The organism is Pseudomonas sp. 2848 (genome assembly GCF_003253945.1).
Classification (GTDB): Bacteria; Pseudomonadota; Gammaproteobacteria; order Pseudomonadales; family Pseudomonadaceae; genus Aquipseudomonas.
The window spans coordinates 46,348-73,327 of record NZ_QKZD01000017.1 but is presented as its reverse complement, the minus strand read 5'-3'; the positions used below and the strand labels follow the sequence as shown (position 1 = coordinate 73,327).

At 62.9% G+C, this 26,980-nt stretch carries 23 protein-coding genes, 2 tRNA genes and 1 pseudogene; 19 read left to right on the top strand and 7 right to left on the bottom strand.

Annotated features, from left to right (window positions below):
- The first annotated feature begins 15 nt into the window (after positions 1-15).
- The 3 genes and pseudogenes from DFS21_RS24715 to DFS21_RS27420 all read left to right on the top strand — a co-directional run bounded on the left by DFS21_RS24715 (position 16) and on the right by DFS21_RS27420 (position 3,485).
- A complete protein-coding gene (locus DFS21_RS24715; protein ID WP_028688256.1) occupies positions 16-1,308 on the top strand; it encodes an adenylosuccinate synthase in 1,293 nt (430 codons plus the stop codon).
- A gap of 578 nt (positions 1,309-1,886) precedes the next feature.
- A pseudogene (locus DFS21_RS27425) lies at positions 1,887-2,579 on the top strand (methyl-accepting chemotaxis protein); the annotation flags it as partial.
- 21 nt (positions 2,580-2,600) lie between these two features.
- Positions 2,601-3,485 carry a methyl-accepting chemotaxis protein gene (locus tag DFS21_RS27420; protein WP_371041632.1) on the top strand — a complete coding sequence of 295 codons (885 nt, stop codon included), beginning with the start codon at positions 2,601-2,603 and terminating at the stop codon, positions 3,483-3,485.
- 91 nt (positions 3,486-3,576) lie between these two features.
- Here the strand turns inward: DFS21_RS27420 and DFS21_RS24705 are convergent, their stop codons facing one another.
- The 4 genes from DFS21_RS24705 to DFS21_RS24690 all read right to left on the bottom strand — a co-directional run bounded on the left by DFS21_RS24705 (position 3,577) and on the right by DFS21_RS24690 (position 6,589).
- The gene (locus DFS21_RS24705; protein ID WP_038706889.1) at positions 3,577-5,142 is read right to left on the bottom strand and encodes an iron ABC transporter permease; all 1,566 of its coding nucleotides are present in this window, start codon (positions 5,140-5,142) and stop codon (positions 3,577-3,579) included.
- Positions 5,142-6,155: an extracellular solute-binding protein gene (locus DFS21_RS24700; protein WP_023629373.1), complete on the bottom strand. Its 1,014-nt coding sequence runs from the start codon at positions 6,153-6,155 to the stop codon at positions 5,142-5,144. Before DFS21_RS24700 ends, DFS21_RS24705 begins: the two co-directional genes overlap by 1 nt.
- A gap of 172 nt (positions 6,156-6,327) precedes the next feature.
- Positions 6,328-6,414 (bottom strand) — tRNA-Leu (locus DFS21_RS24695).
- An 88-nt stretch (positions 6,415-6,502) separates the two neighbouring features.
- Positions 6,503-6,589 (bottom strand) — tRNA-Leu (locus tag DFS21_RS24690).
- Between the two features lie 98 nt (positions 6,590-6,687).
- On the opposite strand from DFS21_RS24690, the gene DFS21_RS26690 reads away from it, so the two are divergent.
- The 9 genes from DFS21_RS26690 to DFS21_RS24650 all read left to right on the top strand — a co-directional run bounded on the left by DFS21_RS26690 (position 6,688) and on the right by DFS21_RS24650 (position 16,462).
- The gene (locus DFS21_RS26690; RefSeq protein WP_158539579.1) at positions 6,688-6,861 is read left to right on the top strand and encodes a hypothetical protein; all 174 of its coding nucleotides are present in this window, start codon (positions 6,688-6,690) and stop codon (positions 6,859-6,861) included.
- The gene (gene rnr / locus DFS21_RS24685; protein WP_110701829.1) at positions 6,861-9,434 is read left to right on the top strand and encodes a ribonuclease R; all 2,574 of its coding nucleotides are present in this window, start codon (positions 6,861-6,863) and stop codon (positions 9,432-9,434) included. Before DFS21_RS26690 ends, rnr begins: the two co-directional genes overlap by 1 nt.
- The gene (gene rlmB, locus DFS21_RS24680) at positions 9,431-10,177 is read left to right on the top strand and encodes a 23S rRNA (guanosine(2251)-2'-O)-methyltransferase RlmB (protein WP_102683943.1); all 747 of its coding nucleotides are present in this window, start codon (positions 9,431-9,433) and stop codon (positions 10,175-10,177) included. The genes rnr and rlmB overlap by 4 nt, the downstream gene beginning before the upstream one ends.
- Positions 10,178-10,432: 255 nt before the next feature.
- Positions 10,433-10,858 (top strand): 30S ribosomal protein S6, encoded by a 426-nt coding sequence (gene rpsF / locus DFS21_RS24675; protein WP_023629370.1) that lies wholly within the window; start codon positions 10,433-10,435, stop codon positions 10,856-10,858.
- Positions 10,859-10,886: 28 nt separating this feature from the next.
- Positions 10,887-11,117, top strand: coding sequence for a 30S ribosomal protein S18 (gene rpsR / locus DFS21_RS24670; RefSeq protein WP_003249563.1), 231 nt, complete (start codon positions 10,887-10,889; stop codon positions 11,115-11,117).
- Positions 11,118-11,151: 34 nt separating this feature from the next.
- Positions 11,152-12,018: a hypothetical protein gene (locus DFS21_RS24665; RefSeq protein WP_111533326.1), complete on the top strand. Its 867-nt coding sequence runs from the start codon at positions 11,152-11,154 to the stop codon at positions 12,016-12,018.
- A 20-nt stretch (positions 12,019-12,038) separates the two neighbouring features.
- Entirely contained in the window at positions 12,039-12,485 is a 447-nt protein-coding gene (gene rplI, locus DFS21_RS24660; RefSeq protein ID WP_046854006.1) for a 50S ribosomal protein L9, read from the top strand.
- 110 nt (positions 12,486-12,595) lie between these two features.
- Entirely contained in the window at positions 12,596-13,993 is a 1,398-nt protein-coding gene (gene dnaB / locus DFS21_RS24655; protein ID WP_046854007.1) for a replicative DNA helicase, read from the top strand.
- Between the two features lie 165 nt (positions 13,994-14,158).
- Complete coding sequence (locus DFS21_RS24650; RefSeq protein WP_102683945.1) at positions 14,159-16,462, top strand: YgiQ family radical SAM protein; 2,304 nt, start codon at positions 14,159-14,161, stop codon at positions 16,460-16,462.
- Between the two features lie 34 nt (positions 16,463-16,496).
- On the opposite strand, the gene DFS21_RS24645 is transcribed toward DFS21_RS24650, so the two are convergent.
- The gene (locus DFS21_RS24645; RefSeq protein WP_111533324.1) at positions 16,497-17,084 is read right to left on the bottom strand and encodes a TIGR00730 family Rossman fold protein; all 588 of its coding nucleotides are present in this window, start codon (positions 17,082-17,084) and stop codon (positions 16,497-16,499) included.
- Between the two features lie 346 nt (positions 17,085-17,430).
- Here DFS21_RS24645 and azu point away from each other — a divergent pair, with 346 nt between their 5' ends.
- A complete protein-coding gene (gene azu, locus DFS21_RS24640) occupies positions 17,431-17,877 on the top strand; it encodes an azurin (protein ID WP_110701821.1) in 447 nt (148 codons plus the stop codon).
- Between the two features lie 112 nt (positions 17,878-17,989).
- Here azu and nadE read toward each other — a convergent pair whose 3' ends face one another.
- Positions 17,990-18,817 (bottom strand): ammonia-dependent NAD(+) synthetase, encoded by an 828-nt coding sequence (nadE, locus tag DFS21_RS24635; protein WP_111533323.1) that lies wholly within the window; start codon positions 18,815-18,817, stop codon positions 17,990-17,992.
- A 3-nt stretch (positions 18,818-18,820) separates the two neighbouring features.
- Positions 18,821-20,026, bottom strand: a complete 1,206-nt coding sequence (gene pncB / locus DFS21_RS24630) for a nicotinate phosphoribosyltransferase (RefSeq protein WP_046854012.1) — start codon at positions 20,024-20,026, stop codon at positions 18,821-18,823.
- Between the two features lie 463 nt (positions 20,027-20,489).
- On the opposite strand from pncB, the gene DFS21_RS24620 reads away from it, so the two are divergent.
- From DFS21_RS24620 to DFS21_RS24595, 6 genes are all read left to right on the top strand, one after another.
- Positions 20,490-21,626: a branched-chain amino acid ABC transporter substrate-binding protein gene (locus DFS21_RS24620; protein WP_111533320.1), complete on the top strand. Its 1,137-nt coding sequence runs from the start codon at positions 20,490-20,492 to the stop codon at positions 21,624-21,626.
- Between the two features lie 156 nt (positions 21,627-21,782).
- The gene (locus tag DFS21_RS24615; protein ID WP_019098910.1) at positions 21,783-22,697 is read left to right on the top strand and encodes a branched-chain amino acid ABC transporter permease; all 915 of its coding nucleotides are present in this window, start codon (positions 21,783-21,785) and stop codon (positions 22,695-22,697) included.
- Between the two features lie 2 nt (positions 22,698-22,699).
- Complete coding sequence (gene livM, locus DFS21_RS24610; protein ID WP_110701812.1) at positions 22,700-24,001, top strand: high-affinity branched-chain amino acid ABC transporter permease LivM; 1,302 nt, start codon at positions 22,700-22,702, stop codon at positions 23,999-24,001.
- Positions 23,998-24,873 (top strand): ABC transporter ATP-binding protein, encoded by an 876-nt coding sequence (locus DFS21_RS24605; RefSeq protein ID WP_031314650.1) that lies wholly within the window; start codon positions 23,998-24,000, stop codon positions 24,871-24,873. The genes livM and DFS21_RS24605 overlap by 4 nt, the downstream gene beginning before the upstream one ends.
- Positions 24,870-25,586: an ABC transporter ATP-binding protein gene (locus tag DFS21_RS24600; protein ID WP_102683956.1), complete on the top strand. Its 717-nt coding sequence runs from the start codon at positions 24,870-24,872 to the stop codon at positions 25,584-25,586. The genes DFS21_RS24605 and DFS21_RS24600 overlap by 4 nt, the downstream gene beginning before the upstream one ends.
- A 610-nt stretch (positions 25,587-26,196) precedes the next feature.
- On the top strand, positions 26,197-26,964 hold the full coding sequence (locus tag DFS21_RS24595) for an SDR family oxidoreductase (RefSeq protein ID WP_110701808.1): 768 nt from the start codon (positions 26,197-26,199) through the stop codon (positions 26,962-26,964).
- Positions 26,965-26,980 lie beyond the last annotated feature (16 nt).

Genomic DNA, 26,980 nt, shown 5'->3' with positions numbered 1-26,980 from the left:
ATGAGGACAAATGTAATGGGTAAGAATGTCGTCGTCCTGGGCACCCAGTGGGGTGATGAGGGCAAAGGCAAGATCGTCGATCTGCTGACCGAACATGCTGCCGCCGTCGTGCGCTACCAAGGTGGCCACAACGCGGGCCACACCCTGGTGATCAACGGTGAGAAGACTGTTCTGCACCTGATTCCGTCCGGCATCCTGCGTGAAGGCGTGCAATGCCTGATCGGCAACGGCGTGGTCGTTGCCCCGGATGCCCTGATGCGTGAAATCACCAAGCTGGAAGAGAAGGGCGTACCGGTGCGCGAGCGCCTGCGCATTTCCCCGGCTGCTCCGCTGATCCTGTCGTACCACGTGGCCCTCGACCAGGCCCGTGAAAAAGCCCGCGGCGAAGCCAAGATCGGCACTACCGGTCGTGGTATCGGCCCGGCCTACGAAGACAAGGTGGCCCGTCGCGGCCTGCGCGTCGGCGACCTGTTCCACCGCGAGCGCTTCGCCGCCAAGCTCGGTGAGCTGCTGGATTACCACAACTTCCAGCTGGTGAACTACTACAAAGAGCCTGCCATCGACTTCCAGCAGACCCTGGACGAGTGCATGGCCTACGCCGAGCAGCTCAAGCCGATGATGCTCGACGTCACCGCCGAACTGCACAACCTGCGCCGCGCCGGCAAGGACATCATGTTCGAAGGCGCCCAGGGCTCGCTGCTGGACATCGACCACGGCACCTACCCGTACGTCACCAGCTCCAACACCACCGCCGGCGGCATCTCTACCGGTTCCGGCGTTGGCCCGATGTACCTGGACTACATCCTGGGCATCACCAAGGCCTACACCACCCGTGTCGGTTCCGGTCCGTTCCCGACCGAGCTGTTCGACGAGACCGGCGCCACCCTGGCCAAGCGTGGCCACGAGTTCGGCTCCACCACTGGTCGTGCCCGTCGTTGCGGCTGGTTCGATGCCGTGATCCTGCGTCGCGCCATCGACGTCAACAGCATCTCGGGTATCTGCCTGACCAAGTTGGACGTGCTGGACGGCCTGGAAACCATCAATATCTGCGTTGGCTACAAGAACGAGAACGGTGCCGTCATCGACGCGCCTTCCGATGCCGACAGCTACATCGGCCTGGAGCCGGTGTACGAAGAGATGCCAGGCTGGAGCGAGTCGACCCTGGGCGTTAAAACCCTGGAAGAGCTGCCGCAGGCCGCGCGCAACTACATCAAGCGCATCGAGGAACTGGTCGGCGCGCCGATCGACATCATCTCGACTGGCCCGGACCGCAACGAAACCATCGTGCTGCGTCATCCGTTCGCCTGATCAGCTACTCGCTAGCTGACTGAACGCCGCGCCCCCGCAAGGAGGCGCGGCGTTTTCATATGGGGTACGAAGTAGCGGCGGACTTGCCCCGCGCATGGCATCGGCGTGGGCAATTTCGCTGCCATGGATAATTACCTCATACCTTTGGCATTTATACCTGCTGTCTCAGGCACAACCCTTGCTGTAAGAAGTTTCTGTAGATGCCATCAAAGTAATGGCGCCAGAAACACGAGGGTTACAACGTGTCTGCCATCCTTTCACTGTTACGAAGCCGCCTCTTGCGGCCTGTGTTTGTTGCGCTTGGTATCGCTCTTCTGGTGCAGGTGCTGGTTGCTGTTGCACTGACGCGGAGCACGGTCACCGCCCTGGAGGCCGATTTGGGGGCGCGCCTGGGCAATGACAGCCAGAAACTGGCTGCCGAACTGGAGCAGGCCGGGGAGGATGTCCGGGCTGGGCTCGATAGCCTTTCCGTCAGTACGCGCCAGCGTTTGAGTGCAGGCCTGTCCAGCCGCCTGCAGGATGAGCAGCAGCAGTTGCGCGCAACACTGGAGGAAAATCTCAGGGACTCGGCCCATGAAATGGCCGATCTGTTGGCTTCGGTCGCGCCACGGGCGATCTGGGACAACGACGTGCCGATGCTCTCGGACTTCGCTCGCCGTGCCCAGCGCAATCCCAACGTACTGTTCGTGATCTACGACGATGCCCAGGGCCAGCACCTGACCCGCTACCTCAACCGGCAGAACCCGATCAACCAGGCATTGATGGAAAAGGGCCAGGGTGAACGGGCGCTGGACAAGGTGCTGGATGCCGCGCGCAAGGATCCGTCGGTGTACTTCGTAGAAGCGTCGATCAACCCCAATGGCGCAGAGATCGGCAAGGTGCTGATGGGCGTGTCGACCGCGGGCATCGACCAGGAGCTCAAGGCCCTGGATCAGCGCTTCGCGGCCTTGATCGCCAGTGGCGAGCAACTGGTCGGGGACAGCCTGGTGGCCGCCGCCGCCGACAGTGGCAAGGCCTTGCGTGCGCGCCTGGAGACAGCCCAGCACAGCGCCACGGCCATGCAGGCCAATACCGCGCAGACCGTGCGTGATGCCGCCGCCGAGCTGCGCTGGCGCATCGGCCTGGGTCTGGTGCTGGTCGGTCTGGGTGTGCTGGTGGTGGTGGCGGTGGTGCTCGGGCGCCGTGTCCTGAGCAAGCTCGGCCTGCTGATCGCCGCGTTGAACGACCTGGCCGCCGGCGAAGGCGACCTGACCAAGCGCGTCAAGCTCGACAGCCGTGACGAGATCGGCGACATGGCCTCGGCGGTCAACCGCTTCGTCGACAAGCTGCAGCCCATCGTCCGCGAAGCTGGCGAAGTGGCGCAGCGTACGGGTGTGGAGATCGACAGCATGGCCCAGCGCAACGCCGGGGCCGATGCCGCTGCCGCGTTGCAGCGCGACGAAGTGGCTGCCAGCCTGCGCGACCTGTCGAGCATGGCTGACGAGGCCCAGGCCGAGAGCCATGCCATGCAGGCGGCATTGCAGCAGGTGGTGGACATTCGCCAGGCGACCGACGAAAACAGCCGTGCTTCGACGCAGCTGGCGCGTTTGATCGAGAACCTGGCCGGCGAAGTGCAGACCGGCTCCCAGGTGATCGAGCGGCTGGCCAAGCAGAGCGAGCAGATCGAGGTGGTGTTGACGGTGATCCATGGTATTGCCGAACAGACCAACCTGTTGGCGCTCAACGCCGCCATCGAAGCGGCGCGGGCCGGAGAGACCGGGCGCGGTTTCGCCGTGGTGGCCGATGAGGTGCGTGCCTTGGCGAGCAAGACGCAGAGCTCGACCGGGGATATCCAGTCGCATATCGCTGCGCTGCAGCAAGGCGCCAAGGAGGCGGTGGCGACCATCAGCCAGGCAGGACGCCAGGCCAGTGAAGGCTTGCTGGTGTTGCGCGACAATGAACGGCGGCAGCAATCGGTGCAGGCTGCGGTCGAGCAGGTGCATGCGGCGATCGGCCTGGCCACGCGAGCGGCCGAGCAGCAGGCCAGTGGCGCGCAAGCCGTGCGTGGGCGAGTCGAAACCATCCATGCCCAGGCCGAGCGTTCGGCCGAGGTGGTGATGCAGACCACGGCCAGTAGCAAGGTGCTCGATGACCTGGCGGCTCAGTTACGTGCAAGCCTGGGGCAGTTCAGGGCCTGACATAAAGCATCGCGGGGCAAGCCCGCTCCCACGGTGCGCTGTGACCGTGGGAGCGGCGATGCGGCGACCCGACTTTCCCCGCGATGGCGTTTTAGGCCTTGTTCAGGTACATCCGCGTAGTCAGCAGATACACCGGCAATCCCGAAACCACGATCAGCAACGCCGCATAAGGCGCCGCCGCCGCGAACTCGACGTTGGCGGTATGCGCCCACACCTCGGTGGCCAATGTGGTCATCCCGGTCGGGCTGAGCAGCAGGGTGGCGGTCAATTCCTTCATCGCATCCAGGAACACCAGGGCGAAAGCCGCTGCCATTGCCGGGAAGATGATCGGCAAGGTAACCCGGCAGAAGGCCGCGAAGCTGCTGGCGCCTAAGGTGCGTGCCGCCTCTTCCAGGGTTGGCGAGGCCTTGTTCAGTGCGGTGCGCACCGGCGACTGCGCCAGCGGCAGGAACAGCAGGGCATAGGCCAAGATCAACAGCGCCGTGGTCTGGTAAAGCGCCGGCACATAGTGCAGGGCGAAGAACACCAGGGTCAGCGCAATGACCAGCCCGGGCAGGGCGTGCAGCAGGTACGGCAAACGCTCGGCCCAGATCGCCAGGCGCCCCTTGTAGCGCACCACCAGGAAGCTGATTGGCAGGGCCAGCAGCACGCAGAAGCCGGCGCCACCCAATGACACCGACAGCGAGGTGCCCAGGGCCTTGCCGATGGCCGCGACCGGGAAGGCCGCCGATGAGCCCACGCTCAGCCAGTAGCCGAGCATGGCCAGCGGAATGCCGCTGCCCAGCACCGCCAGCGCCAGGCAGAACAGCTGGCCAAGTGGCATCCAGCCGCGCAGTCGCAAGGGTTGGGCGCGGCGCGCAACGCCCTGGCCAATGCGCACATGACGCGCCTTGCCACGCACTCGCAGTTCCAGCCACAGCATCGCCAGGCACAGCACCAGCAGTACTGCCGAAAGCATCGCGGCGTTGGCGTTGCTGAATTCCAGTTCGAACTGTTGGTAGATCGCCGTGGTGAAGGTCTGCAGGCCAAGGATCGACAGGGCGCCAAACTCCACCAGCATGTGCAGGGCGATCAGCAGCCCGCCACCGAGCATCGACGGCCACAGCAACGGCAGGGTGATCTTGCGGAACACGCCCCAGCGGCTGCAGCCCAGAGTGCGCGCCGACTCCTCCAGCGCGGTATCCAGGTTGCGCAGGGTAGCGGCCACCGGCAGGAACACCAGTGGGTACTTCGACAGCGCCATCACCAGGATCGCCCCGCCCAGTCCTTCGAAGTCCGAGCTCAGCGACACCCAGGTGAAGCTGCTGACGAACGACGGCACGGCGAACGGCAGGCACAGCACCACGCCCCACAGGCGTCGGCCCGGCAGGTCGCTGCGCTCCAGCAGCCAGGCCAGGGCCACGCCCACCACCAGGCATAGCGCGGTGACGCCGACCATCAGCAGCAGGGTGTTGCGCAGCAAGCCCCACACGAACGGACGCCATAGCAGGCGCAGGGCTTCATGCCAGCCGGCATCCCAGGCCTTGAGCCCGACGTACAGCAATGGCAGCAGGCTCATGGCCACCAGGAACAGCACGGGCAGCACCACCCAGATGGACGGGCGCTTGCGCTTGGGGACGAAGCGCGCCAAGGCGGGCGAGGGCAGGGCGGCAGTCATCAGAGCAGGCCAACCTCACGTTCCAGCTCGATGGCTTCCTCGGCATTGCCAAGGTCGGCCGGCGAGATCTTCGGCGGGCGCAGCTCATCGAACGGTTTCAGCCCGCGGTCGGAGACCATGCCTTTATGCAGCGGGTATTCGGCGGTGGTCTGGGTGATCACGCGCTGGCCTTCTTCGCTGGCCATCCAGTTGAGCAGGGCCTGGGCCTCTTTCGGATGCTTGCTGGCCTTGACCGCGGCAGCACCGGAGATGGTCACCAGGTTGCCGGCGTCGCCGTCGGCCAGGTAGTACAGCTTGGAGTCGAGCTTGCCGCGCTCGCGCTCCAGGGCGTACCAGTAGTAGTTGTTCACCAGCACGGCGGCGACTTCGCCCTTCTCCACGGCCTTCAGCGCGACCATGTTGTTGGTGTAGGTCTTGCCGAAGGCTTTAAGGCCGGTCAGCCATTCTTCGGTGGCTTCGCGCCCGTGCATCTTGAGGATGGCCACCGCCTGTTCCTGGAAGGCGCCGCTGGTGGGCACGTAGCCGACACGGCCGTCCCATTCGGGGCCGGCGAAATCCATCACCGTGGTCGGCAGGTCCTTCTCATCGATCTTCTTCGGGTTGTAGACCACCACGCGGGTGCGCGCGGTGACGCCCATCCAGGTGCCGTTGGCGCCCACGTACTCCTTGGGCAGCATGTTCAGGGTGGCGTCGTCGATCTTCGCCAGCAGGCCCAGTTCGCCCAGGTTGTTCAGCGGTGGCGACTCTTCGGTATAGATGATGTCGGCCGGCGAGCGTTCGCCTTCCTCGATGATCTGGCTGGCGAGCTGGTTGCTGCTGCCCTTGCGGATATTGATATGGATGCCGGTCTTGGCCTCGTAGGCCTTGGCGATGGCTTCACCGATTTCCTTGTGCTGGCCGTTGTACATTGTCAACGTGACTGGTTCGTCTGCCAGGGCGGCCGGAGCGCCGATCACCAGGCTCAGGACTGCGGCGGCCAGGGTGCGCATCAGCGGTTGCGGGCGGATCGTCATGCGGGTGCTTCCTCGCTTACGGCTACATATTTGGAAACAATGGTAAACGAAATTGTTTCTCAAATGGGCGCATGACGGGAAATTCATGGGTAGACGAAGGAGGGGGGGGCTGCCCGGCGACATGAAATCGCAGGCAAGAAAAAACCCACTAGCAAGCTAGTGGGTTTTTGTATGGTGCCCAGGAGAAGACTCGAACTTCCACGACCGTTAAGTCACTGATACCTGAAACCAGCGCGTCTACCAATTCCGCCACCTGGGCAAAGCTTTGCATCGTCTGTTGAAGGCGACTTTCGTCTGCTTTCACACAGTAGTAACAAATCCTTGGTCATCTGTTACTTGAAAATTTTTGGTGCCCAGGAGAAGACTCGAACTTCCACGACCGTTAAGTCACTGATACCTGAAACCAGCGCGTCTACCAATTCCGCCACCTGGGCACACATTCGAGATTAAAAGATGCTTTACAGCGTCGTTCATCTCTACTACAACTTCGGGGTTGTCCGTCGTTGTGGTGCGCACTATACGGACGCTCCTGATGGCTGTAAAGCCCCTGACCGAAAAAAAATTCAAAAAATTCAACCCGTTGATTCCACGCGCCTATTTCCGTTCGGCGGATACCACGCCGGGGCTGTCCAAGGCTGACATTTCCGGTTTCAATACGCCTATGCCAGAATTCATATCTATATACCCCAAGGTGAACCCCTTCTGATGGCCGATTGGCAATCCCTCGATCCCGAGGCCGCTCGCGAAGCGGAAAAATACGACAACCCTATCCCCAGCCGTGAGCTGATCCTGCAGCGCCTCGCCGACCGTGGCGAGCCGGCTGCCCGCGAACAGCTGGCCGAAGAGTTCGGTCTTTACGAAGAAGACCAGATCGAAGCCCTGCGCCGCCGCCTGCGTGCCATGGAGCGCGACGGTCAGCTTATCTATACCCGGCGCGGCACCTATGCCCCGGTGGACAAGCTCGACCTTATCTGTGGCCGCGTGTCCGGCCACCGCGACGGTTTCGGCTTCCTGATTCCCGACGATGGCAGCGAAGACCTGTTCCTCAGCCCGTCGCAGATGCGCCTGGTGTTCGACGGCGACCGCGGCCTGGCCCGTGTTTCCGGGGTGGACCGCCGTGGCCGCCGCGAAGGTGTGCTGGTGGAAGTCATCTCCCGCGCCCACGAAAGCGTGGTCGGCCGTTACTTCGAAGAGGGCGGCATCGGCTATGTGACCCCCGACAACCCGAAGATCCAGCAGGAAGTGCTGGTCACCGCCGGGCGCAACGGCGGCGCCAAGATCGGCCAGTTCGTGTCGATCAAGATCACCCACTGGCCAACCCCGCGCTTCCAGCCGCAGGGTGATGTGGTCGAGGTGATCGGCAACTACATGGCGCCGGGCATGGAGATCGACATCGCCCTGCGCAGCTATGACATTCCGCATGTCTGGCCGCAGGAGGTGATCAAGGAAGCGCGCAAGTTCCGCTCCGAAGTCGAGGAGAAAGATAAAGAGAAGCGCATCGACCTGCGCCATCTGCCTTTCGTCACCATCGACGGCGAAGACGCCCGCGACTTCGACGATGCGGTGTATTGCGAGCCGCTGGGCAAGCTGCGCATGTTCTCCGGCGGCTGGCGCCTGTACGTGGCGATCGCCGACGTTTCCAGCTACGTGCGCCTGGGTTCGGCCCTGGATACCGAAGCGCAGCAACGGGGTAACTCGGTGTACTTCCCCGAGCGCGTCGTGCCGATGCTGCCCGAAGAGCTGTCCAACGGCCTGTGCTCGCTGAACCCGCACGTCGATCGCCTGGCCATGGTCTGCGAAATGACCATCAACAAGGCCGGCCAGATGGTCGACTACCAGTTCTACGAGGGTGTGATCCACTCCCATGCGCGCCTGACCTACAACAAGGTCAGCAGCATGCTCGAGCATTCCCGCACCCGCGAAGGCAAGGCCCTGCGCGAGGAGTACAGCGCGGTGCTGCCGGACCTGAAGAGCCTGTACGCCCTGTACAAGGTGCTCCTGGCGGCCCGTCACACCCGTGGCGCGATCGATTTCGAGACCCAGGAAACCCGGATCATCTTCGGCGAAGACCGCAAGATCGACGAAATTCGTCCGACCGTGCGCAATGACGCCCACAAGCTGATCGAAGAGTGCATGCTGGCGGCCAACGTCGCGACGGCAGAGTTCCTGCAGAAGCACAATGTGCCTGCGCTGTACCGCGTGCACGATGGTCCGCCGCCCGAGCGCCTGGAGAAGTTGCGCGCATTCCTCGGTGAGCTGGGCCTGAGCCTGCACAAAGGCAAGGATCCTTCGCCAAAGGACTACCAGGCGCTGCTGGCGAGCATCGCTGGGCGCCCGGACTTCCACCTGATCCAGACTGTCATGCTGCGCTCGCTGAGCCAGGCGGTGTACAGCGTCGAGAACAACGGTCACTTCGGTCTGAACTACGAGGCCTACACCCACTTCACCTCGCCGATCCGTCGTTACCCGGACCTGCTGGTGCACCGCGCCATCCGCAGCGTGATCCGCTCCAAGGTCGACACCCCGCATGTCAAGCGTGCCGGTGCCATGAGCATTCCCAAGGCGCGCATCTACCCGTACGACGAGAACAGCCTCGAGCAGATGGGCGAGCAGTGCTCGATGACCGAGCGCCGCGCCGACGAGGCCACCCGCGACGTGGTCAACTGGCTCAAGTGCGAGTACATGCGTGATCGCGTCGGCGAGACCTTCCCTGGTGTGATCACCGCGGTGACCGGCTTTGGCCTGTTCATCGAGCTGACCGACATCTATGTCGAAGGCCTGGTGCATGTCAGCGCCCTGCCGGGTGACTACTACCACTTCGATCCGGTGCATCACCGCCTGTCCGGTGAGCGCAGCGGCCGCAGCTTCCGCCTGGGCGACACGGTCGAGGTGAAGGTCATGCGTGTCGACCTCGAGCAGCGCAAGATCGACTTCGAAATGTCGGAGAAGACCGTCACCGCGCCGGTCGGCCGCAAGCCACGCGCTGCCGCGCAGCCGGTGGCCGAGCAGGCGCCTGCCGCCGAAGCGAAGATTTCGCCCAAGCCGCGCAGCCGCAAGAGCGAGGCCTCCGAGGCGTACTTCCCGAAAGACGCCGTGCAGCGCAATGCCGAGGTGCGCAAGAGCCGTGAAATGAAGAAGGCGCTGATGGGCGAGGCGCGTGCCAGCGGCCATGCCGGCGGCAAGTCGGAAAAAGGTGGCAAGTCGTCCGGCAAGCCGACCAAGCATCGCAAGGGGCCGCCCAAGTCCGGCGCGCCACGCAAGGGCAAGAACAAGTCATGAGTCAGCTGGAAAAGATCTACGGCGTGCATGCCGTGCAGGCGCTGCTGCAACACCACCCCAAGCGGGTAAAGCAGATCTGGCTGTCCGAAGGGCGCAGTGAGCCACGCATCCAGGCCCTGCTGGAGCTGGCTGCGCAGAACCGCGTCCAGGTCGGCCAGGCCGAGCGCCGTGAGCTCGACGCCTGGGTCGAAGGTGTGCATCAGGGGGTGGTCGCCGACGTGAGCCCGAGCCAGGTATGGGGCGAGGCGATGCTCGACGAGCTGCTCGAGCGCACCGAGACGCCGCCACTGATCCTGGTGCTCGATGGCGTTACCGATCCGCACAACCTCGGCGCCTGTCTGCGCACCGCCGATGCGGCCGGGGCGACCGCCGTGGTGATCCCCAAGGACAAGTCCGCGACCCTGACCGGCGTGGTGCGCAAGGTGGCCTGCGGCGCCGCCGAGGTGATGCCGCTGGTGGCCGTGACCAACCTGGCGCGTACCCTGGAGAAACTCCAGCAGCGCGGACTGTGGGTGGTCGGTACCGCTGGCGAGGCCGAGCAGGAAATCTACCAGCAGGACCTGACCGGTCCGCTGGTGATGATCATGGGGGCCGAAGGCAAGGGCATGCGCCGCCTGACCCGTGAACACTGTGATTTCCTGGTGAAGTTGCCGATGGGCGGCAGCGTCAGCAGCCTGAACGTTTCGGTGGCCACCGGGGTGTGCCTGTTCGAGGCCGTGAGGCAGCGTCAGGTCAAGCGCTGATCTGATCGTGTGTGGGAGCGGCGCACCGCCGCTCCCACGTTGTTTCTCAGGCTTGCGGCCTATTGGGCGAATATGTTTCCGGCTGTTCAAATATTCGCCAACCTCCTTGCTTGTCCTTCCCGGCTTCTCTACAATTGCGCCCCTTGCCGAGCTGGCAGGCGCGCATGTGCCTTCTCTCTAGGGCAAGACAGACAGTGTCATTCACTCCTTGTCTGACCAGGTTGCTGGCAGACTACTAACCCGTAAGGAGCATTCATGCGTCATTACGAAATCATCTTCCTGGTTCACCCGGACCAGAGCGAGCAAGTCGGCGGCATGGTTGAGCGTTACACCAAGCTGATCGAAGAAGATGGTGGCAAGATCCACCGCCTGGAAGACTGGGGCCGTCGTCAACTGGCCTACGCAATCAACAATGTTCACAAGGCTCACTACGTGATGCTGAACGTTGAGTGCTCCGGCAAGGCCCTGGCCGAGCTGGAAGACAACTTCCGCTACAACGATGCCGTGATCCGTAACCTGGTCATCCGTCGCGACGAAGCCGTCACCGGCCCGTCCGAGATGCTCAAGGCAGAAGAGAACCGCAGCGAGCGCCGTGAGCGTCGTGAACGTCCTGAGCATGCTGATGGCGCCGAAGGCGACGACAGCAATGACAGCGACAACAGCGATAACGCTGACGAGTAATCCACGGACCTTTTGAGGAGCCTATTACATGGCACGTTTCTTCCGTCGTCGTAAATTCTGCCGCTTCACTGCTGAAGACGTGAAAGAGATCGACTTCAAAGATCTCAACACCCTGAAAGCTTACGTATCCGAAACCGGCAAGATCGTTCCAAGCCGCATCACCGGTACCAAAGCTCGTTATCAGCGTCAGCTGGCCACCGCTATCAAGCGCGCCCGCTTCCTGGCCCTGCTGCCCTACACCGACAGCCACGGCCGCTGAGACCGGGTCGTCGACTAAGTAGCAAGGGATAAGCATGCGAGCGTTGGCAAGTTTCATCATGCGCGGTCGTGTGCAGGCCACCCTCGTGGTGGTCATCAGCGCGGTACTGCCGCTGCTGTTCTGGTTGAGTGCCGCTGCCGGGAGCCTTGTGCTCCTGCGGCGCGGGTTCAAGGACGCTTCATCGGTCATCGCCTGGGGCCTTTTGCCAGCGTTGATCATGGGGTTCTTCGGCGAACCGAGCACCTTGCTGGTGCTTTTGGGAACGCTGGGTCTGGCCGCCTCGTTGCGCGCCGGGCATTCCTGGACCCGGGTACTGCTGTCCAGTGTCGCATTAGGCTTGCTGTACAGCCTGATCCTGGATGCGGTGATGCGCGAAACCTTCGAGGTGCTGGCCAAGGCGCTTGAAAAAGCCCTGCCGCAGTTCGAGGGCCAACCAGTACTACCTGGTGAGCTGATCGGCCCTTTGCTGGTCGCTTCCAGTGCGGTAATGCTGCAGCTGTTCAGCCTGCTGGCCTTGATGCTGGCGCGCTATTGGCAGGCTGCGTTGTACAACCCCGGTGGTTTCGGGCGCGAGTTTCGCGAACTGAGGCTGCCGCTGGTACCCATGCTGGTGCTGGTGTCATTGATGGTGTTGGGCCCGTTCATCGGGTCTCAGTTCATCGTCCTGGCCAGTGCGTCCAGCCTGGTGCTGCTGCTCGCTGGCATCGCCCTGATTCACGGGCTGGTGGCACAACGGCGTCTGGCCGGTTTCTGGCTGGTGGGGATGTACGTGACGTTGCCGCTGCTCATGCAGCTGATGTATCCGTTGCTCGTGGTTCTGGCCATTGTCGACAGCCTGATTGATTTTCGCGGTCGCAAGTCCCCTTCACAGGGTGACGACTCCGCGAACGGTGAAGGTTAAAAGTTAAGAGGTTTTACCAAATGGAACTGATCCTGCTGGAAAAAGTCGCCAACCTGGGCAACCTGGGCGACAAAGTAAACGTTAAGGCTGGTTACGGCCGTAACTTCCTGCTGCCATTCGGCAAGGCCACCGTTGCCAACGCCGCCAACCTGGCCGCGTTCGAAGAACGCCGCGCCGAGCTGGAAAAAGCCGCCGCAGAGAAAAAAGCTTCGGCTGAAAGCCGCGCTGCCCAACTGGCCGAGCTGGAAGTGACCATCACTGCCACCGCTGGCGACGAAGGCAAGCTGTTCGGTTCGATCGGCACCCACGACATCGCTGACGCCCTGACCGCCTCCGGCGTTGAAGTGGCCAAGGCTGAAGTTCGTCTGCCGAACGGCACCATTCGTCAGGTTGGCGAGTACGACGTAGCCGTGCACCTGCACAGCGACGTTGAAGCCACCGTACGTGTGGTTGTCGTAGCTGCCTAAGCTGCGTAATCGGCTGGTCCCTCGCGGGCCAGGCGGTTAACATCGGGCACGGTCCTGTCTTGCAGGCCGTGCCCTTTGTCTTTTTCATCTTCCAGAATTCTTTCGTGGCCATGAACGAGATCACCACCCCCGAACAACTCGACCTGCAAACCGCTGCCCTGAAGGTGCCGCCGCATTCCATCGAGGCCGAACAGGCCGTGCTCGGTGGCCTGATGCTGGACAACAACGCCTGGGAGCGGGTGCTGGATCAGGTGTCGGATGGCGACTTCTACCGGCATGACCATCGCCTGATCTTCCGCGCCATCCACAAGCTGGTGGATGCGAACCAGCCGTTCGACGTGGTCACCCTGCACGAGCAGTTGGACAAGGAAGGCGTGTCCACCCAGGTCGGCGGCCTGGCCTACCTTGCCGAGCTGGCCAAGAACACCCCGTCGGTGGCCAACATCAAGGCCTACGCCGCGATCATCCGCGAGCGGGCCACGCTGCGGCAGCTGATCAGCATCAGCACCGATATCGCCGACAACGCCTTCAACCCGCAGGGGCGTAACGCCGAAGAGATCCTCGACGACGCCGAACGGCAGATCTTCCAGATCGCCGAGGCGCGGCCGAAGACCGGCGGGCCGGTGGGGGTCAATGAGTTGTTGACCATGGCCATCGACCGTATCGACACGCTGTTCAACTCCGACAGCGACATCACCGGCGTGTCCACCGGTTTCACCGACCTGGACGAAAAGACCAGCGGCCTGCAGGCCGCCGACCTGATCATCGTCGCGGGCCGTCCGTCGATGGGCAAGACCACCTTCGCCATGAACCTGGTGGAAAACGCCGTGTTGCGCAGCGACAAGGTGGTGCTGGTGTTCTCCCTCGAGATGCCCGGTGAATCGCTGATCATGCGTATGCTGTCGTCGCTCGGGCGCATCGATCAGACCAAGGTGCGTTCCGGTCAGCTGGACGACGACGACTGGCCGCGGCTGACCTCGGCGGTCAACCTGCTGAACGACCGCAAGCTGTTCATCGACGATACCGCCGGCATCAGCCCATCGGAAATGCGTGCGCGCACCCGCCGCCTGGCCCGCGAGCACGGCGAGATCGCCATGATCATGGTCGACTACCTGCAGCTGATGCAGATCCCGGGTTCGGCCGGTGACAACCGGACCAACGAGATTTCCGAGATCTCCCGCTCGCTCAAGGCGCTGGCCAAGGAATTCAACTGCCCGGTAATCGCCCTGTCACAGCTCAACCGCTCCCTGGAGCAGCGCCCCAACAAGCGCCCGGTCAACTCCGACCTTCGTGAATCGGGTGCGATCGAGCAGGACGCCGACGTGATCATGTTCGTCTACCGTGACGAGGTGTATCACCCCGAGACCGAGCACAAGGGCGTGGCCGAGATCATCATCGGCAAGCAGCGTAACGGCCCCATCGGCTTCATTCGCCTGGCGTTCATCGGCAAGTACACCCGCTTCGAGAACCTCGCACCGGGCATGTACAACTTCGACGACGACGAGTAATCACCGAGCCTATCCCCGGCAGCAGCGCTCCTGTGGGAGCCGGCTTGCCGGCGATAGGGCCAGTGGAAGCTACAGATGAATCCGACCACCACCGTCGGATTTGGTCAAAATTTGTGCTATATTCCGCGCCCGCGATTTTCCTGCACATTAGAACCGGTCACTGACATGCAAGCAGCCAAACCACTCTACGACTATCCCAAGTACTGGGCCGAATGCTTCGGTCCAGCGCCGTTCCTGCCGATGAGCAGGGAGGAGATGGATCAGCTCGGCTGGGATTCCTGCGACATCATCATCGTGACCGGTGACGCCTACGTCGACCACGCATCGTTCGGCATGGCCATCATCGGCCGCCTGCTCGAGGCCCAGGGCTTCCGGGTGGGCATCATCGCCCAGCCGAACTGGCAGTCGAAGGACGACTTCATGAAGCTCGGCGAGCCGAACCTGTTCTTCGGGGTCGCGGCGGGCAACATGGACTCGATGATCAACCGCTACACCGCGGACAAGAAAATCCGTTCCGACGACGCCTACACGCCAGGCGGCCTGGCCGGCAAGCGTCCGGACCGAGCCAGCCTGGTGTACAGCCAGCGCTGCAAGGAAGCCTACAAGCATGTGCCGATCGTGCTCGGCGGCATCGAGGCCTCGCTGCGCCGTATCGCTCATTACGACTACTGGCAGGACAAGGTCCGCCACTCGATCCTGGTCGACGCCAGCGCCGACATCCTGCTGTACGGCAACGCCGAACGCGCGATTGTCGAGGTCGCCCAGCGCCTGTCCCAGGGTGAACGCATCGAGCACATCACCGACGTGCGCGGCACTGCCTTCATTCGTCGCGACACCCCGCAGGGCTGGTTCGAGATCGACTCCACGCGCATCGACCGTCCGGGTCGGGTCGACAAGATCATCAACCCGTACGTGAACACCCAGGACACCCAGGCCTGTGCCATCGAGCAGGCCAAGGGCGACCAGGAAGACCCGAACGAAGCCAAGGTCGTGCAGATCCTCGACAGCCCCAGCGTCACCCGCGAGAAGTCGGTGATCCGCCTGCCGTCGTTCGAGAAAGTGCGCAACGACCCGGTGCTCTATGCCCACGCCAACCGCGTGCTGCACCTGGAGACCAACCCGGGCAATGCCCGCGCCCTGGTGCAGAAGCATGGCGAGGTGGACGTGTGGTTCAACCCGCCTCCCATTCCCATGACCACCGAAGAGATGGACTATGTGTTCGGCATGCCCTATGCGCGCATCCCGCACCCGGCGTATGGCAAGGAGCGCATCCCGGCCTACGAGATGATCCGCTTCTCGGTGAACATCATGCGTGGCTGCTTCGGTGGCTGCACCTTCTGCTCGATCACCGAGCACGAAGGCCGGATCATCCAGAACCGCTCCCACGAGTCGATCCTGCACGAGATCGAGGAGATGCGCGACAAGGTGCCGGGCTTCACCGGCGTGGTCTCCGACCTCGGCGGCCCGACCGCCAACATGTACCGCATCGCCTGCAAGAGCCACGACATCGAGAAGCACTGCCGCAAGCCTTCGTGCGTGTTCCCGGGCATCTGCGAGAACCTCAACACCGACCACAGCTCGCTGATCGAGCTGTATCGCAAGGCTCGTGCCCTGCCGGGGGTCAAGAAGATCCTGATCGCCTCGGGCCTGCGCTACGACCTGGCGGTCGAGTCGCCGGAGTACGTGCGTGAGCTGGTCACCCACCACGTCGGTGGTTACCTGAAGATCGCCCCGGAGCACACCGAGCGTGGTCCGCTGGACAAGATGATGAAGCCGGGTATCGGTACCTACGACCGCTTCAAGCGCATGTTCGAGAAGTTCTCGAAAGAGGCGGGCAAGGAGCAGTACCTGATCCCTTACTTCATCGCCGCCCACCCGGGTACCACCGACGAAGACATGATGAACCTGGCCCTGTGGCTCAAGGGCAATGGCTTCCGCGCCGACCAGGTGCAGGCGTTCTATCCGTCGCCGATGGCTTCGGCCACCGCCATGTACCATTCGGGCAAGAACCCGCTGCGCAAGGTCACCTACAAGAGCGAAGGGGTGGAGATCGTCAAGAGCGAGGAGCAGCGCCGCTTGCACAAGGCGTTCCTGCGTTATCACGATCCGAAGGGCTGGCCGATGCTGCGCGAGGCGCTGCAGCGCATGGGACGCGCCGACCTGATCGGGCCAGGCAAGCACCAGCTGATCCCGCTGCACCAGCCGGCGACCGACACTTACCAGAGTGCGCGGCGCAAGAACTCGACCCCGGCCGGCAGCCACAAGGTGGGCAAGGACCAGAAGATCCTCACCCAGCACACCGGCCTGCCGCCGCGCGCCAGCGATGGCAGCAAGCCGTGGGACAAGCGCGAGAAAGCCAAGGCCGAGGCGTTCGCCCGCAACCAGCAGGCGGCCAAGGAGCGCAAGGAAGCGGCCAAGGGTGGTGGCGGCAAGGGCAAGAAGCCGCGCCAGCCGGTCATTCCGCGCTGATCATAAAAGGGGCTGCAAAGCAGCCCCTTCCAGGTCAATCAGGCTGCTTGTCGACCCACTTCGGCACCACCGGCGCAACGAAGCTGTCCATCCCATCCAGCAACTCATCCGGCCGCTCCCCGAGCAACAGCATTGCCCGGTGCTGTGGCCGCACGAAGCCTTCCTCGACGATGTGGTCGAGGAACCCGCCGAGCTTCGCATAGAACCCATTCACATCGAGCAGGCCCAGCGGCTTGGCGTGATAGCCTAGTTGCCCCCAGGTCCACACCTCGAACAGCTCCTCCAGCGTACCCAGGCCACCCGGCAGGGCGATGAAGGCGTCGCTGAGTTCGGCCATGCGCGCCTTGCGCGCATGCATGCCGTCCACCACCTCCAGGCGGGTCAGGCCCTTGTGGCCGATTTCGGCGTTCATCAGGCTTTCAGGAATGATGCCGACAACCTCGCCACCCGCCGCCATGGCGGCATCGGCGACGGTGCCCATCAGGCCGACCGCGCCGCCACCGTACACCAGCGTCAGGCCACGGCGGGCGATGGCCTGGCCGAGGGCGACGGCGGCTTCACGGTAGGCAGGGGTGGCACCGATGCTGGCGCCACAGAAGACACAAACGGAACGTACAGGCATTGCTTATCTCCCTTTACATGCGCGCACAGGGTAAGGCGCATGCCTGTCGGTTCCAAGGGGATCATTCGGGGCGGGCGAACTCGCAGACCGCCGAACCGGCCGCGCCACAGGCGTAGGCTGCCAGCAGGCTGCGCATCATGCTGCTCAATGTCATGACATTGCTCCTAATTGAGAGGTTGTCTCATCGTCCATTAAGAGGGCATGATGTGCACTTTGATTGGTTGTATACAATCCATTGAACAAATCTACTGGCTGGCGACTTGACACCCCTTGACCCATATCAGGTACGGGCGTCCGGTTTTCAGGCAGTCTCGCAATTGATAAAACCCTGCCAAGGAGATTCATGATGTTTGCGAAAGCTGTAGCGGTATCCCTGCTGACCCTCGCCAGCGCCTCCGTCTTTGCCGCCGACTGCAAGGTGACTGTCGACTCGACCGACCAGATGATGTTTAACACCAAGGAATTCACCATCGACAAGAGCTGCAAGACCGTTGAGATCGAACTGACCCACGGTGGCAGCCTGCCGAAGAACGTCATGGGCCACAACCTGGTCATCAGCAAGACTGCCGACATGGACACCATCGCCAAAGAGGGCATGTCGCAAGGCCTGGACAAGGACTACATCAAGGCCGACAACGCCGCGATCATCGGCCACACCAAAATGATCGGCGCCGGTGAAAAAGACACCATCAAGCTCGACACCGCCAAGCTGGAAGCCGGCGGCGACTACAGCTTCTTCTGCACCTTCCCGGGCCACATCTCGATGATGAAGGGCAAGGTCGTCGTCAAGTAATCAAAACCTGACGCAATACCGCTGTGGGAGCGGCCTTGCCCCGCGATGGCGATGGTGAATCCACCACGTCATCGCAGGGCAAGGCCGCTCCCACAGTTGTTTCTACGCCTGATCAAGGGGCGAACGGCAGCTCGCGCTTGTGCTGGGTCTTGCGGTAGGTGGCGACGATGATGTCGAACGCCTCCTGGCTCACCGGCTCACCGTGCAGGAAGGCGTCGATCTGCTGGTAGGTCACGCCGTGGGACGCTTCGTCCGGCTTGCCCGGTTCGAGGTCTTCCAGGTCCGCGGTCGGTACTTTTTCCACCAGCGATTCCGGCGCGCCAAAGCTGCGCGCAATGGCCCGCACCTGGTTTTTCACCAGCCCGCTCAGCGGCGCCAGGTCGCAGGCCCCGTCACCGAACTTGGTGAAGAAGCCCATCACCGCTTCGGCCGCGTGGTCCGTGCCGATCACCAGGCCCGCACGGGCACCGGCGACGGTGTATTGGGCGACCATGCGCGTGCGCGCCTTGACGTTGCCAACGACGAAGTCGACCAGGGTCGGCGAGCCGTTTTTCAGTTCCTCGACCTCGGCCGCCAAGGCCTTTACGGCTGGCGCGATGTCGATGGTGTGCACCTCGTCGGCCTTGATCACCTCCAGGCAGGCCTGGGCGTCGTGCTCGTCGTGCTGCACGTGGTACGGCAGGCGCACGGCGATGAAGGTATAAGCCTTGTCGCCGGTCTCGGCGCGCAGTTCGTTGATGGCGCGTTGGGCGAGCAGGGCGGCGGTCAGCGAGTCGACACCGCCACTGATACCCAGCACCAGGGTCTTGAGCCGGGCATTGGCCAGGCAGTCCTTGATGAACGCCACGCGCCGGGACACTTCCTGCTCGAGGGCGGCGGCATCGGCGAACGGCGGCTGCACCTTGAGCGCCTGGGCAATCTCTTGCTGAAAGGCTTGCATGGGTTACTCCTTGCTGGGGACTTTGAATACGTGGCGCATATAGGCAACGAAGTTTTCGTCGCGGCACTGCGTCTTGGCGGCTTCGTCAGAGATCTTCGCCACCGGCGAGCCGTTGCAGTCGGTCATTTTAAGGACGATGTTCATGGGCGCCACGCCGGGGATGTCGCAGGTCAGGTTGGTGCCAATGCCGAAGCTGACGTTGATGCGCCCGCGCAAGGCACGGAAGATTTCCAGCGAGCGGGTCAGGTTCAGGCCATCGGAGAACACCAGGGTCTTGGTCATCGGGTCGATACCGAGCTTCTGATAATGGGCGATGGCCTTTTCCGCCCAGGCCACCGGCTCGCCCGAGTCGTGGCGCAGGCCATCGAACAGCTTGGCGAAGTACAGGTCGAAATCCTTCAGGAAGGCATCCATGGTGATGCAGTCGGTCAGGGCGATGCCGAGCAGCCCACGGTACTCGCGCACCCAGCAGTCCAGGGCGGCGATCTGGCTGTCGATCAGCCGTGGGCCTAGCTGCTGGTGGGCCATGATCCATTCGTGGGCCATGGTGCCCAGGGGCTTGATATCCAGCTTCCATGCCAGGTCGACGTTGCTGGTGCCGACGAAGCGGCCCGGGAACTCATCGCGCAGCACCCGCACCACGTCTTCCTGCACGCGGCTGGAGAAGCGCCGGCGTGTGCCGAAGTCGGCTACCTGCAGTTCGGCCAGTTCGTCGTCGCTGGCGTGGGCGCGCAGCCAGTCGAACTTGCGATATAGCTGGTCGCGGGCTTCGGCCAGGCGCATGCGTGGGTGCAGGTGGCGGTTGCGCACTTCGCTGATGATGGCCAGCAGTGGCACTTCGAACAGGATCACATGCAGCCATGGGCCTTTCAGGCGCAGGAACAGTTGGTCGTTCTCGATGCCGATGCGCACATAGCGTAGGTTGAAGCGGAACAGGCGCAGGAAGCGCAGGAAGTCCGGCTTGAGGAAGCTGATGCGCTCGAGGAAGGCCAGTTGGCCGTCATCCAGGGTCAGCTCGCTGAGCAGCTCGAGCTGGTTGCGGATCTCGCCCAGGTAGGGCCGCAGGTCCTCGCCGTTGCGGCAGCGAAACTCCCATTCGACATCGGCGTCCGGGTAGTTGTGCAGGACGCCCTGCATCATCGTGAGCTTGTAGAAGTCGGTGTCGAGCAGGTTGTGCACGATGCGCTCGGCGAATGCGCTCTCGCTCATCAGGGGGAAGCTCCAAAGCGGGCAATGGTCGGTATTGTGCCAGCCTTTTAGTCCAGAATGTGGCGGGATCGCGGGGCAAGCCCGCTCCCACGTCGTTCGCCATTCGGCGCCGACAGGTATTTTTTCACGCAACAGCTAGCCTTCAAACAGTGCTCCCCGTAGCAGTCGCGCACCAGTGGTGTGCAGTTCGGTGACGTCCGCTGTTACAGCGCGGTTGCACGTTAACACTTGCGAGGGTTGCAATGATGGCGGGCGATGGTTGCTCCTTGTCTAGGCGTGTGGGTGTCACTTGTCGTGCGGCAGACGGTTGCACGCTCAATAAAGAAAAGGCCGCCGGTCGCCTGCACGCCGCCCTTACCGTGTGTTTTCCCGGAAGACAAACCAATGGCACGGCCCTTGCTCGGAGCACAGGGCTGAGAAGTTGTAGTGCCAACCAAAAAAAATATTCTAGGAGCACCACCTCATGTCGCAGACGTTTTACAAGAAAGGTTTCCTGGCACTGGCTGTAGCCACCGCACTGGGTGTTTCTTCGTATGTTCAGGCCGACATCAAGATCGGCGTCGCGGGCCCGATGACCGGAGCCAACGCAGCGTTTGGCGAGCAGTACATGAAAGGTGCGCAGGCCGCGGCCGACGTGATCAACAAGGCTGGCGGCGTCAACGGCGAGAAGATCGTCCTGGTCAAGGGCGATGACGCCTGCGAGCCCAAGCAGGCCGTGGCCGTGGCCAACCGTCTGGTCGACCAGGACAAGGTGATCGGTGTGGTCGGCCACTTTTGTTCCTCCAACACCATCCCGGCCTCCGAGGTCTACGACGAGGCCGGCGTGATCGCCATTACCCCCGGCTCCACCAACCCGCAGGTCACCGAGCGCGGCTTGAACGCCATGTTCCGCATGTGCGGCCGCGACGACCAGCAGGGCATCGTCGCCGGCAACTACATCGTCGACGTGCTCAAGGGCAAGAAAGTGGCCGTCCTGCATGACAAGGACACCTATGGCCAGGGTCTGGCCGACGCCACCAAGGCCCAGCTGATCAAGCGCGGCGTCACCCCGGTGCTGTACGAGGGCCTGACCCGCGGCGAGAAAGACTTTAGCGCCGTTGTCACCAAGATCCGCGCCGCAGGTGCCGATGTCGTCTACTTCGGCGGCCTGCACCCGGAGGCCGGCCCGCTGGTGCGCCAGCTGCGCGAGCAGGGCCTGAAGGACGTGGCATTCATGTCCGACGACGGCATCGTCACCGACGAATTGGTGGCCACCGCCGGCGGCGCCCAGTACACCAACGGCGTGTACATGACCTTCGGCGCCGACCCGCGCCTGCTGCCCGACAGCAAGGCGGTGGTCGAGGAATTCCGCAAGAACGGCACCGAGCCTGAAGGCTACACCCTGTATGCCTACGCCTCGGTCCAGGCGCTGGCCGCCGCGTTCAACGGCGCCAAGTCGAACAAGGGCGAGGACGCCGCCAAGTGGCTCAAGGCCAATCCGGTCAAGACCGTCATGGGCGAGAAGAAGTGGGACAGCAAGGGCGACCTGACCGTCTCCGACTACGTGGTCTACCAGTGGGATGCCAACGGCAAGTACCACCAGCTGGAAAAACAACAATAACAACGGCATCCGGCCCGGGCGCGCGATGCCCCGGGCCGTTGCCCCGCGGTACCTGTCATTGTCAGTAGATGTGCACAGTTCTGCGCTGCGAGGGCCGCTGCATCCGGGCCCTGCGTGGTCGGCGCTCGTGCAATCTCAATCAGGTGAGATTGCGTTATGGATGGTATTTTCCTGCAGCAACTGGTCAACGGCCTGACCCTCGGGTCGGTCTATGGCCTGATCGCCATCGGCTACACAATGGTCTATGGCATCATCGGCATGATCAACTTCGCACACGGCGAGGTGTACATGATCTCCGCGTACCTCGCGGCGATCAGCCTGGCATTGCTGGCCTACTTCGGTATCGAGTCGTTTCCGCTGCTGATGCTGGGCACGCTGTTGTTCACCATCGTCGTCACTGGCGTCTATGGCTTCACCATCGAACGCATCGCCTACAAACCCCTGCGCAACTCCACTCGCCTCGCGCCCTTGATCAGCGCCATCGGCATTTCGCTGATCCTGCAGAACTACGCGCAGATCAGCCAGGGCGCCCGCCAGCAAGGCGTGCCGACCCTGCTCGAAGGCGCCATGCGCGTCGAAGTGGGCACCGGTTTCGTGCAGCTCACCTACACCAAGATCTTCATCCTGGTGGCCGCTTTCGTCGGCATGGGCCTGCTCACCTACGTGATCAAGTACACCAAGCTCGGGCGCATGTGCCGGGCCACGCAACAAGACCGCAAGATGGCCTCGATCCTGGGCATCAACACCGACAGGGTGATCTCCTACGTGTTCGTCATCGGTGCAGTGATGGCCGCGCTGGCCGGCGTGCTGATCACCATGAACTACGGCACCTTCGATTTCTACGCAGGCTTCATCATCGGCATCAAGGCCTTCACCGCCGCGGTGCTCGGCGGCATCGGCTCGCTGCCGGGGGCCATGCTTGGCGGGATCATCCTGGGGATTTCCGAGTCGTTGTTCTCCGGCCTGATCAACTCCGACTACAAGGACGTGTTCAGCTTCTCGCTGCTGGTGATGATCCTCATCTTCCGTCCCCAAGGCCTGCTGGGTCGCCCGCTCGTGGCTAAGGTGTGAACATGTCCACTGCCAATACTGCCCCTGCTTCGCAAACCAAGGGTTTCGACCTCAAACGCAGCCTGCTGGAGACCCTCGTCGCCGGCCTGCTGGCCCTTATCGTCTTCGGCCCCGTCGTCGGCGTGGTGCTCGATGGCTACACGTTTAACGCCGAACCCGCCCGCGTCGCCTGGCTGGTCGGCGGCGTGATGGTCGGGCGATTCATCCTCAGCCTGTTCCTGCAAACGCCGACCGGCCAACGCATGCTCCAGGGCTTCGACAGCGGCGGTTCGGGCGTGCATGTGCTGGCGCCGAACTACAAGTCGCGCCTGCGCTACATCATCCCGGCGCTGATCGTCATCGCCATCGTGTTCCCGATCTTCGCCAACAAGTACCTGCTGACCGTGGTCATCCTCGGCCTGATCTACGTGCTGCTGGGGCTGGGCCTGAACATCGTGGTCGGCCTGGCCGGCCTGCTCGACCTGGGCTATGTGGCGTTCTACGCCATCGGTGCCTACGGCCTGGCGCTGGGCTATCAATACCTGGGCCTGGGCTTCTGGAGCGTGCTGCCACTGGCGGCCATTGCCGCGGCGCTGGCGGGGTGCATCCTCGGCTTCCCGGTGCTGCGCATGCATGGCGACTACCTGGCCATCGTCACGCTCGGTTTCGGTGAAATCATCCGCCTGGTGCTGAACAACTGGCTGTCGTTCACTGGCGGCCCCAACGGCATGCCGGCGCCGTCGCCGACCTTCCTGGGCCTTGAGTTCGGTCGCCGGGCCAAGGACGGCGGGGTGCCGATCCACGAGTTCTTCGGCTTCGAATACAACGCCAACCTCAAGTTCGTGTTCATCTACGCGGTGCTGTTCCTGGTGGTGCTGGCGGTGCTGTACATCAAGCACCGGCTGACCCGCATGCCGGTGGGCCGCGCCTGGGAAGCCTTGCGCGAGGACGAGATCGCCTGCCGCTCGATGGGCCTGAACCACGTACTGGTCAAGCTTTCCGCGTTCACCCTCGGCGCGTCCACCGCAGGCCTTGCCGGGGTGTTCTTCGCCACCTACCAGGGCTTCGTCAACCCATCGTCGTTCACCTTCTTCGAGTCCGCGCTGATCCTCGCCATCGTCGTGCTCGGCGGCATGGGCTCGACCGTGGGCGTGGTGATCGCGGCGTTCGTGCTGACCGTGGCGCCGGAGCTGCTGCGCAGCTTCTCCGAATACCGTGTGCTGCTGTTCGGCGTGCTGATGGTGCTGATGATGATCTGGCGACCGCGGGGGCTGATCCGCATCAGCCGTACCGGCGTGGTCCCGCGTAAAGGAGTGGCGCCATGAGCGACGAAGTCATTCTGTCTGTAGACAACCTGATGATGCAGTTCGGTGGGATCAAGGCGCTCAGCGATGTCAGCCTGCAGGTCAAGCGTAACCAGATTTTCGCCCTGATCGGCCCCAATGGCGCGGGCAAGACCACGGTGTTCAACTGCCTCACGGGTTTCTACAAGGCCACCGGCGGGCGGATCGAGCTGAACGTGCGCGGCAGCCACACCAACGTCATCCAGCTGCTCGGCGAGCGCTTCCGGGCGGCGGACTTCGTTTCGCCGGCACGCTTCGCCAACCGCCTGTACTACAAGATGTTCGGCGGCACCCACCTGGTCAATCGCGCCGGGCTGGCGCGCACCTTCCAGAACATCCGCCTGTTCAAGGAAATGTCGGTGGTGGAGAACCTGCTGGTGGCCCAGCACATGTGGGTAAACCGCAACCTGCTGGCCGGGGTGCTCAATACCCCGGGTTATCGCAAGGCCGAGAGCGATGCCCTCGACCATGCGTTCTACTGGCTGGAGGTGGTCGACCTGGTGGACTGCGCCAACCGCCTGGCCGGTGAGCTGTCCTACGGGCAGCAGCGCCGCCTGGAGATTGCCCGGGCCATGTGCACGCGGCCGAAGATCATCTGCCTGGACGAACCGGCTGCCGGTCTCAACCCCCAGGAGACCGAGGCCCTGAGCCGCATGATCCGTGTGCTGCGCGACGAGCATGACATCACCGTGGTGCTGATTGAGCACGACATGGGCATGGTCATGAGCATCTCCGACCACATCGTCGTGCTCGACCACGGCAACGTGATTGCCGAAGGATCACCGCAGGATATCCGCCACAACCCGACGGTGATTGCCGCCTACCTGGGTGCCGACGAAGAGGAACTGACATGAGCGCGCCCATTCTCGAGCTGAAGGACCTGGATGTGTTCTATGGGCCGATCCAGGCCCTGAAGAAGGTCTCGATGCACATCAACGAAGGCGAGACGGTCAGCCTGATCGGCGCCAACGGCGCGGGCAAGTCCACGCTGCTGATGTCGATCTTCGGCCAGCCGCGCGCGGCATCCGGGCAGATCGTCTATCGCGGCACCGACATCACCCGCAAGTCGTCGCACTACATCGCGTCCAATGGCATCGCCCAGTCCCCGGAAGGGCGCCGGGTGTTCCCCGACATGAGCGTCGAGGAAAACCTGATGATGGGCACCATCCCGATCGGCGACAAACATGCCGACCAGGACATGCAGCGCATGTACGAGCTGTTCCCGCGGCTCAAGGAACGGCGCAACCAGCGGGCCATGACCATGTCCGGGGGCGAGCAGCAGATGCTGGCGATTGCCCGGGCGCTGATGAGCCGGCCCAAGCTGTTGCTGCTCGATGAGCCGTCGCTGGGGCTGGCGCCGATCGTGGTCAAGCAGATCTTCTCGACCCTGCGCGAGCTGGCGCAGACCGGGATGACCATTTTCCTGGTCGAGCAGAATGCCAACCATGCATTGAAGCTGTCGGACAGGGCCTATGTGATGGTCAACGGGCAGATTCGCATGACCGGGACTGGGCAGGAGCTGTTGGTCAACGAGGAGGTGCGTAACGCCTACCTGGGCGGGCACTGAAGTAAATCGTGGGGCAAGTCGGTGCGGCAACCCGACTTGCCCCGCGATGCGTTTTATGCCTTTCAGCACATGTGGACAACTTGTCGCATATCTTTCCTGCAGCACACCACAATCCCCACGCAAGCCATTGTTTCCACAGCTGGAAAACTTTCCACGGATTATGTGGAACCGCCTGTGGAAAACATGGTGGCACCTTGCTCAAGCCCTTGTTTAACAACGCCTCCAAGGATCTGTTCGTTTTTTGATCAGGTCTTGCTTGTGCATGATTTATCGAGGGTTTTTAGCAGCAGCGCGGTTCATCCACAGCTATCTGAGTTCTGTGGATAAGTCTGTGAAAAAACGTTGGACAGACCGCCGCAGACGGCAGGTTGAAAGCGTTGCGCCATCACGGGCAGATGTCCACAGCAAGCAAAGGTTCCCTGGAACCGACAAGTTGCCCCCAATCTGTGGGGAAAGCCTTGTGGATAAGATGCGCATAGCCTGACGAAAGCCCCCAATCACGGGGCTTTTCAGCGTCTGTACGTTTTTTGACCAGTGGCTGAAACGGTTGTCGACAACGCTTGCGCCGGGCATGCTGCAAGGCCTGCCGAGCACACCCAAGGAGAAGAGCATGACGTCCACCGTATTCATCACTGGCGCGACTTCCGGTTTCGGTGAGGCCACCGCCCGCCGTTTCGCCGATGCTGGCTGGAAGCTGGTGCTCACCGGTCGCCGCAAGGAGCGCCTGGATGCGCTGTGCCAAGAACTCTCGGCCAAGACCGAGGTGCATGGGCTGGTGGTCGATGTGCGTGATCGCCAGGCCATGGAAGCCGCCATCGCCAGCCTGCCGCCGAGCTTCGACAAGCTCCAGGGCCTGGTCAACAATGCCGGCCTGGCACTGGGTGTGGATGCGGCGCAGAACTGCAGCCTGGACGACTGGGAAACCATGGTCGACACCAATATCAAAGGCCTGATGTATACCACCCGCCTGTTGCTGCCGCGCCTGATCGCCCACGGGCGCGGCGCGTCAATCCTCAATGTCGGTTCGGTGGCGGGCAACTACCCGTACCCGGGCGCGAATGTGTATGGCGGCACCAAGGCCTTCGTCGGCCAGTTCTCGCTGAGCCTGCGCTGCGACCTGCGCGGCACTGGCGTGCGGGTCAGCAACATCGAGCCGGGGCTGTGCGAAAGCGAGTTCTCGCTGGTGCGTTTCGGCGGCGACCAGGCCAAGTACGACGCCACCTACGCCGGTGCCGAGCCGATCCAGCCGCAGGACATCGCCGAGACCATCTTCTGGATTCTCAACCAGCCGGCGCATATCAACATCAACAGCCTTGAGCTGATGCCGGTGAGCCAGGACTGGGCAGGGTTCTCGATCGATCGCTCGCTCAAGGGCTGATGCGCTGCAAGCCCGC

Excerpts from the sequence above, each read along its gene's own strand:
- nadE (WP_111533323.1), bottom strand. The coding sequence starts at position 18,817 with ATGCAAGCCTTTCAGCAAGAGATTGCCCAGGCGCTCAAGGTGCAGCCG.
- DFS21_RS24715 (WP_028688256.1), top strand. The coding sequence starts at position 16 with ATGGGTAAGAATGTCGTCGTCCTGGGCACCCAGTGGGGTGATGAGGGC.
- DFS21_RS24665 (WP_111533326.1), top strand. The coding sequence starts at position 11,152 with ATGCGAGCGTTGGCAAGTTTCATCATGCGCGGTCGTGTGCAGGCCACC.
- DFS21_RS24615 (WP_019098910.1), top strand. The coding sequence starts at position 21,783 with ATGGATGGTATTTTCCTGCAGCAACTGGTCAACGGCCTGACCCTCGGG.
- rplI (WP_046854006.1), top strand. The coding sequence starts at position 12,039 with ATGGAACTGATCCTGCTGGAAAAAGTCGCCAACCTGGGCAACCTGGGC.
- DFS21_RS24705 (WP_038706889.1), bottom strand. The coding sequence starts at position 5,142 with ATGACTGCCGCCCTGCCCTCGCCCGCCTTGGCGCGCTTCGTCCCCAAG.
- rpsR (WP_003249563.1), top strand. The coding sequence starts at position 10,887 with ATGGCACGTTTCTTCCGTCGTCGTAAATTCTGCCGCTTCACTGCTGAA.
- azu (WP_110701821.1), top strand. The coding sequence starts at position 17,431 with ATGTTTGCGAAAGCTGTAGCGGTATCCCTGCTGACCCTCGCCAGCGCC.
- DFS21_RS24595 (WP_110701808.1), top strand. The coding sequence starts at position 26,197 with ATGACGTCCACCGTATTCATCACTGGCGCGACTTCCGGTTTCGGTGAG.
- rpsF (WP_023629370.1), top strand. The coding sequence starts at position 10,433 with ATGCGTCATTACGAAATCATCTTCCTGGTTCACCCGGACCAGAGCGAG.
- dnaB (WP_046854007.1), top strand. The coding sequence starts at position 12,596 with ATGAACGAGATCACCACCCCCGAACAACTCGACCTGCAAACCGCTGCC.
- DFS21_RS26690 (WP_158539579.1), top strand. The coding sequence starts at position 6,688 with ATGGCTGTAAAGCCCCTGACCGAAAAAAAATTCAAAAAATTCAACCCG.
- DFS21_RS24605 (WP_031314650.1), top strand. The coding sequence starts at position 23,998 with ATGAGCGACGAAGTCATTCTGTCTGTAGACAACCTGATGATGCAGTTC.
- rlmB (WP_102683943.1), top strand. The coding sequence starts at position 9,431 with ATGAGTCAGCTGGAAAAGATCTACGGCGTGCATGCCGTGCAGGCGCTG.
- rnr (WP_110701829.1), top strand. The coding sequence starts at position 6,861 with ATGGCCGATTGGCAATCCCTCGATCCCGAGGCCGCTCGCGAAGCGGAA.
- DFS21_RS27420 (WP_371041632.1), top strand. The coding sequence starts at position 2,601 with ATGGCCTCGGCGGTCAACCGCTTCGTCGACAAGCTGCAGCCCATCGTC.
- DFS21_RS24700 (WP_023629373.1), bottom strand. The coding sequence starts at position 6,155 with ATGACGATCCGCCCGCAACCGCTGATGCGCACCCTGGCCGCCGCAGTC.
- DFS21_RS24620 (WP_111533320.1), top strand. The coding sequence starts at position 20,490 with ATGTCGCAGACGTTTTACAAGAAAGGTTTCCTGGCACTGGCTGTAGCC.
- DFS21_RS24645 (WP_111533324.1), bottom strand. The coding sequence starts at position 17,084 with ATGCCTGTACGTTCCGTTTGTGTCTTCTGTGGCGCCAGCATCGGTGCC.
- pncB (WP_046854012.1), bottom strand. The coding sequence starts at position 20,026 with ATGAGCGAGAGCGCATTCGCCGAGCGCATCGTGCACAACCTGCTCGAC.
- livM (WP_110701812.1), top strand. The coding sequence starts at position 22,700 with ATGTCCACTGCCAATACTGCCCCTGCTTCGCAAACCAAGGGTTTCGAC.
- DFS21_RS24650 (WP_102683945.1), top strand. The coding sequence starts at position 14,159 with ATGCAAGCAGCCAAACCACTCTACGACTATCCCAAGTACTGGGCCGAA.
- DFS21_RS24600 (WP_102683956.1), top strand. The coding sequence starts at position 24,870 with ATGAGCGCGCCCATTCTCGAGCTGAAGGACCTGGATGTGTTCTATGGG.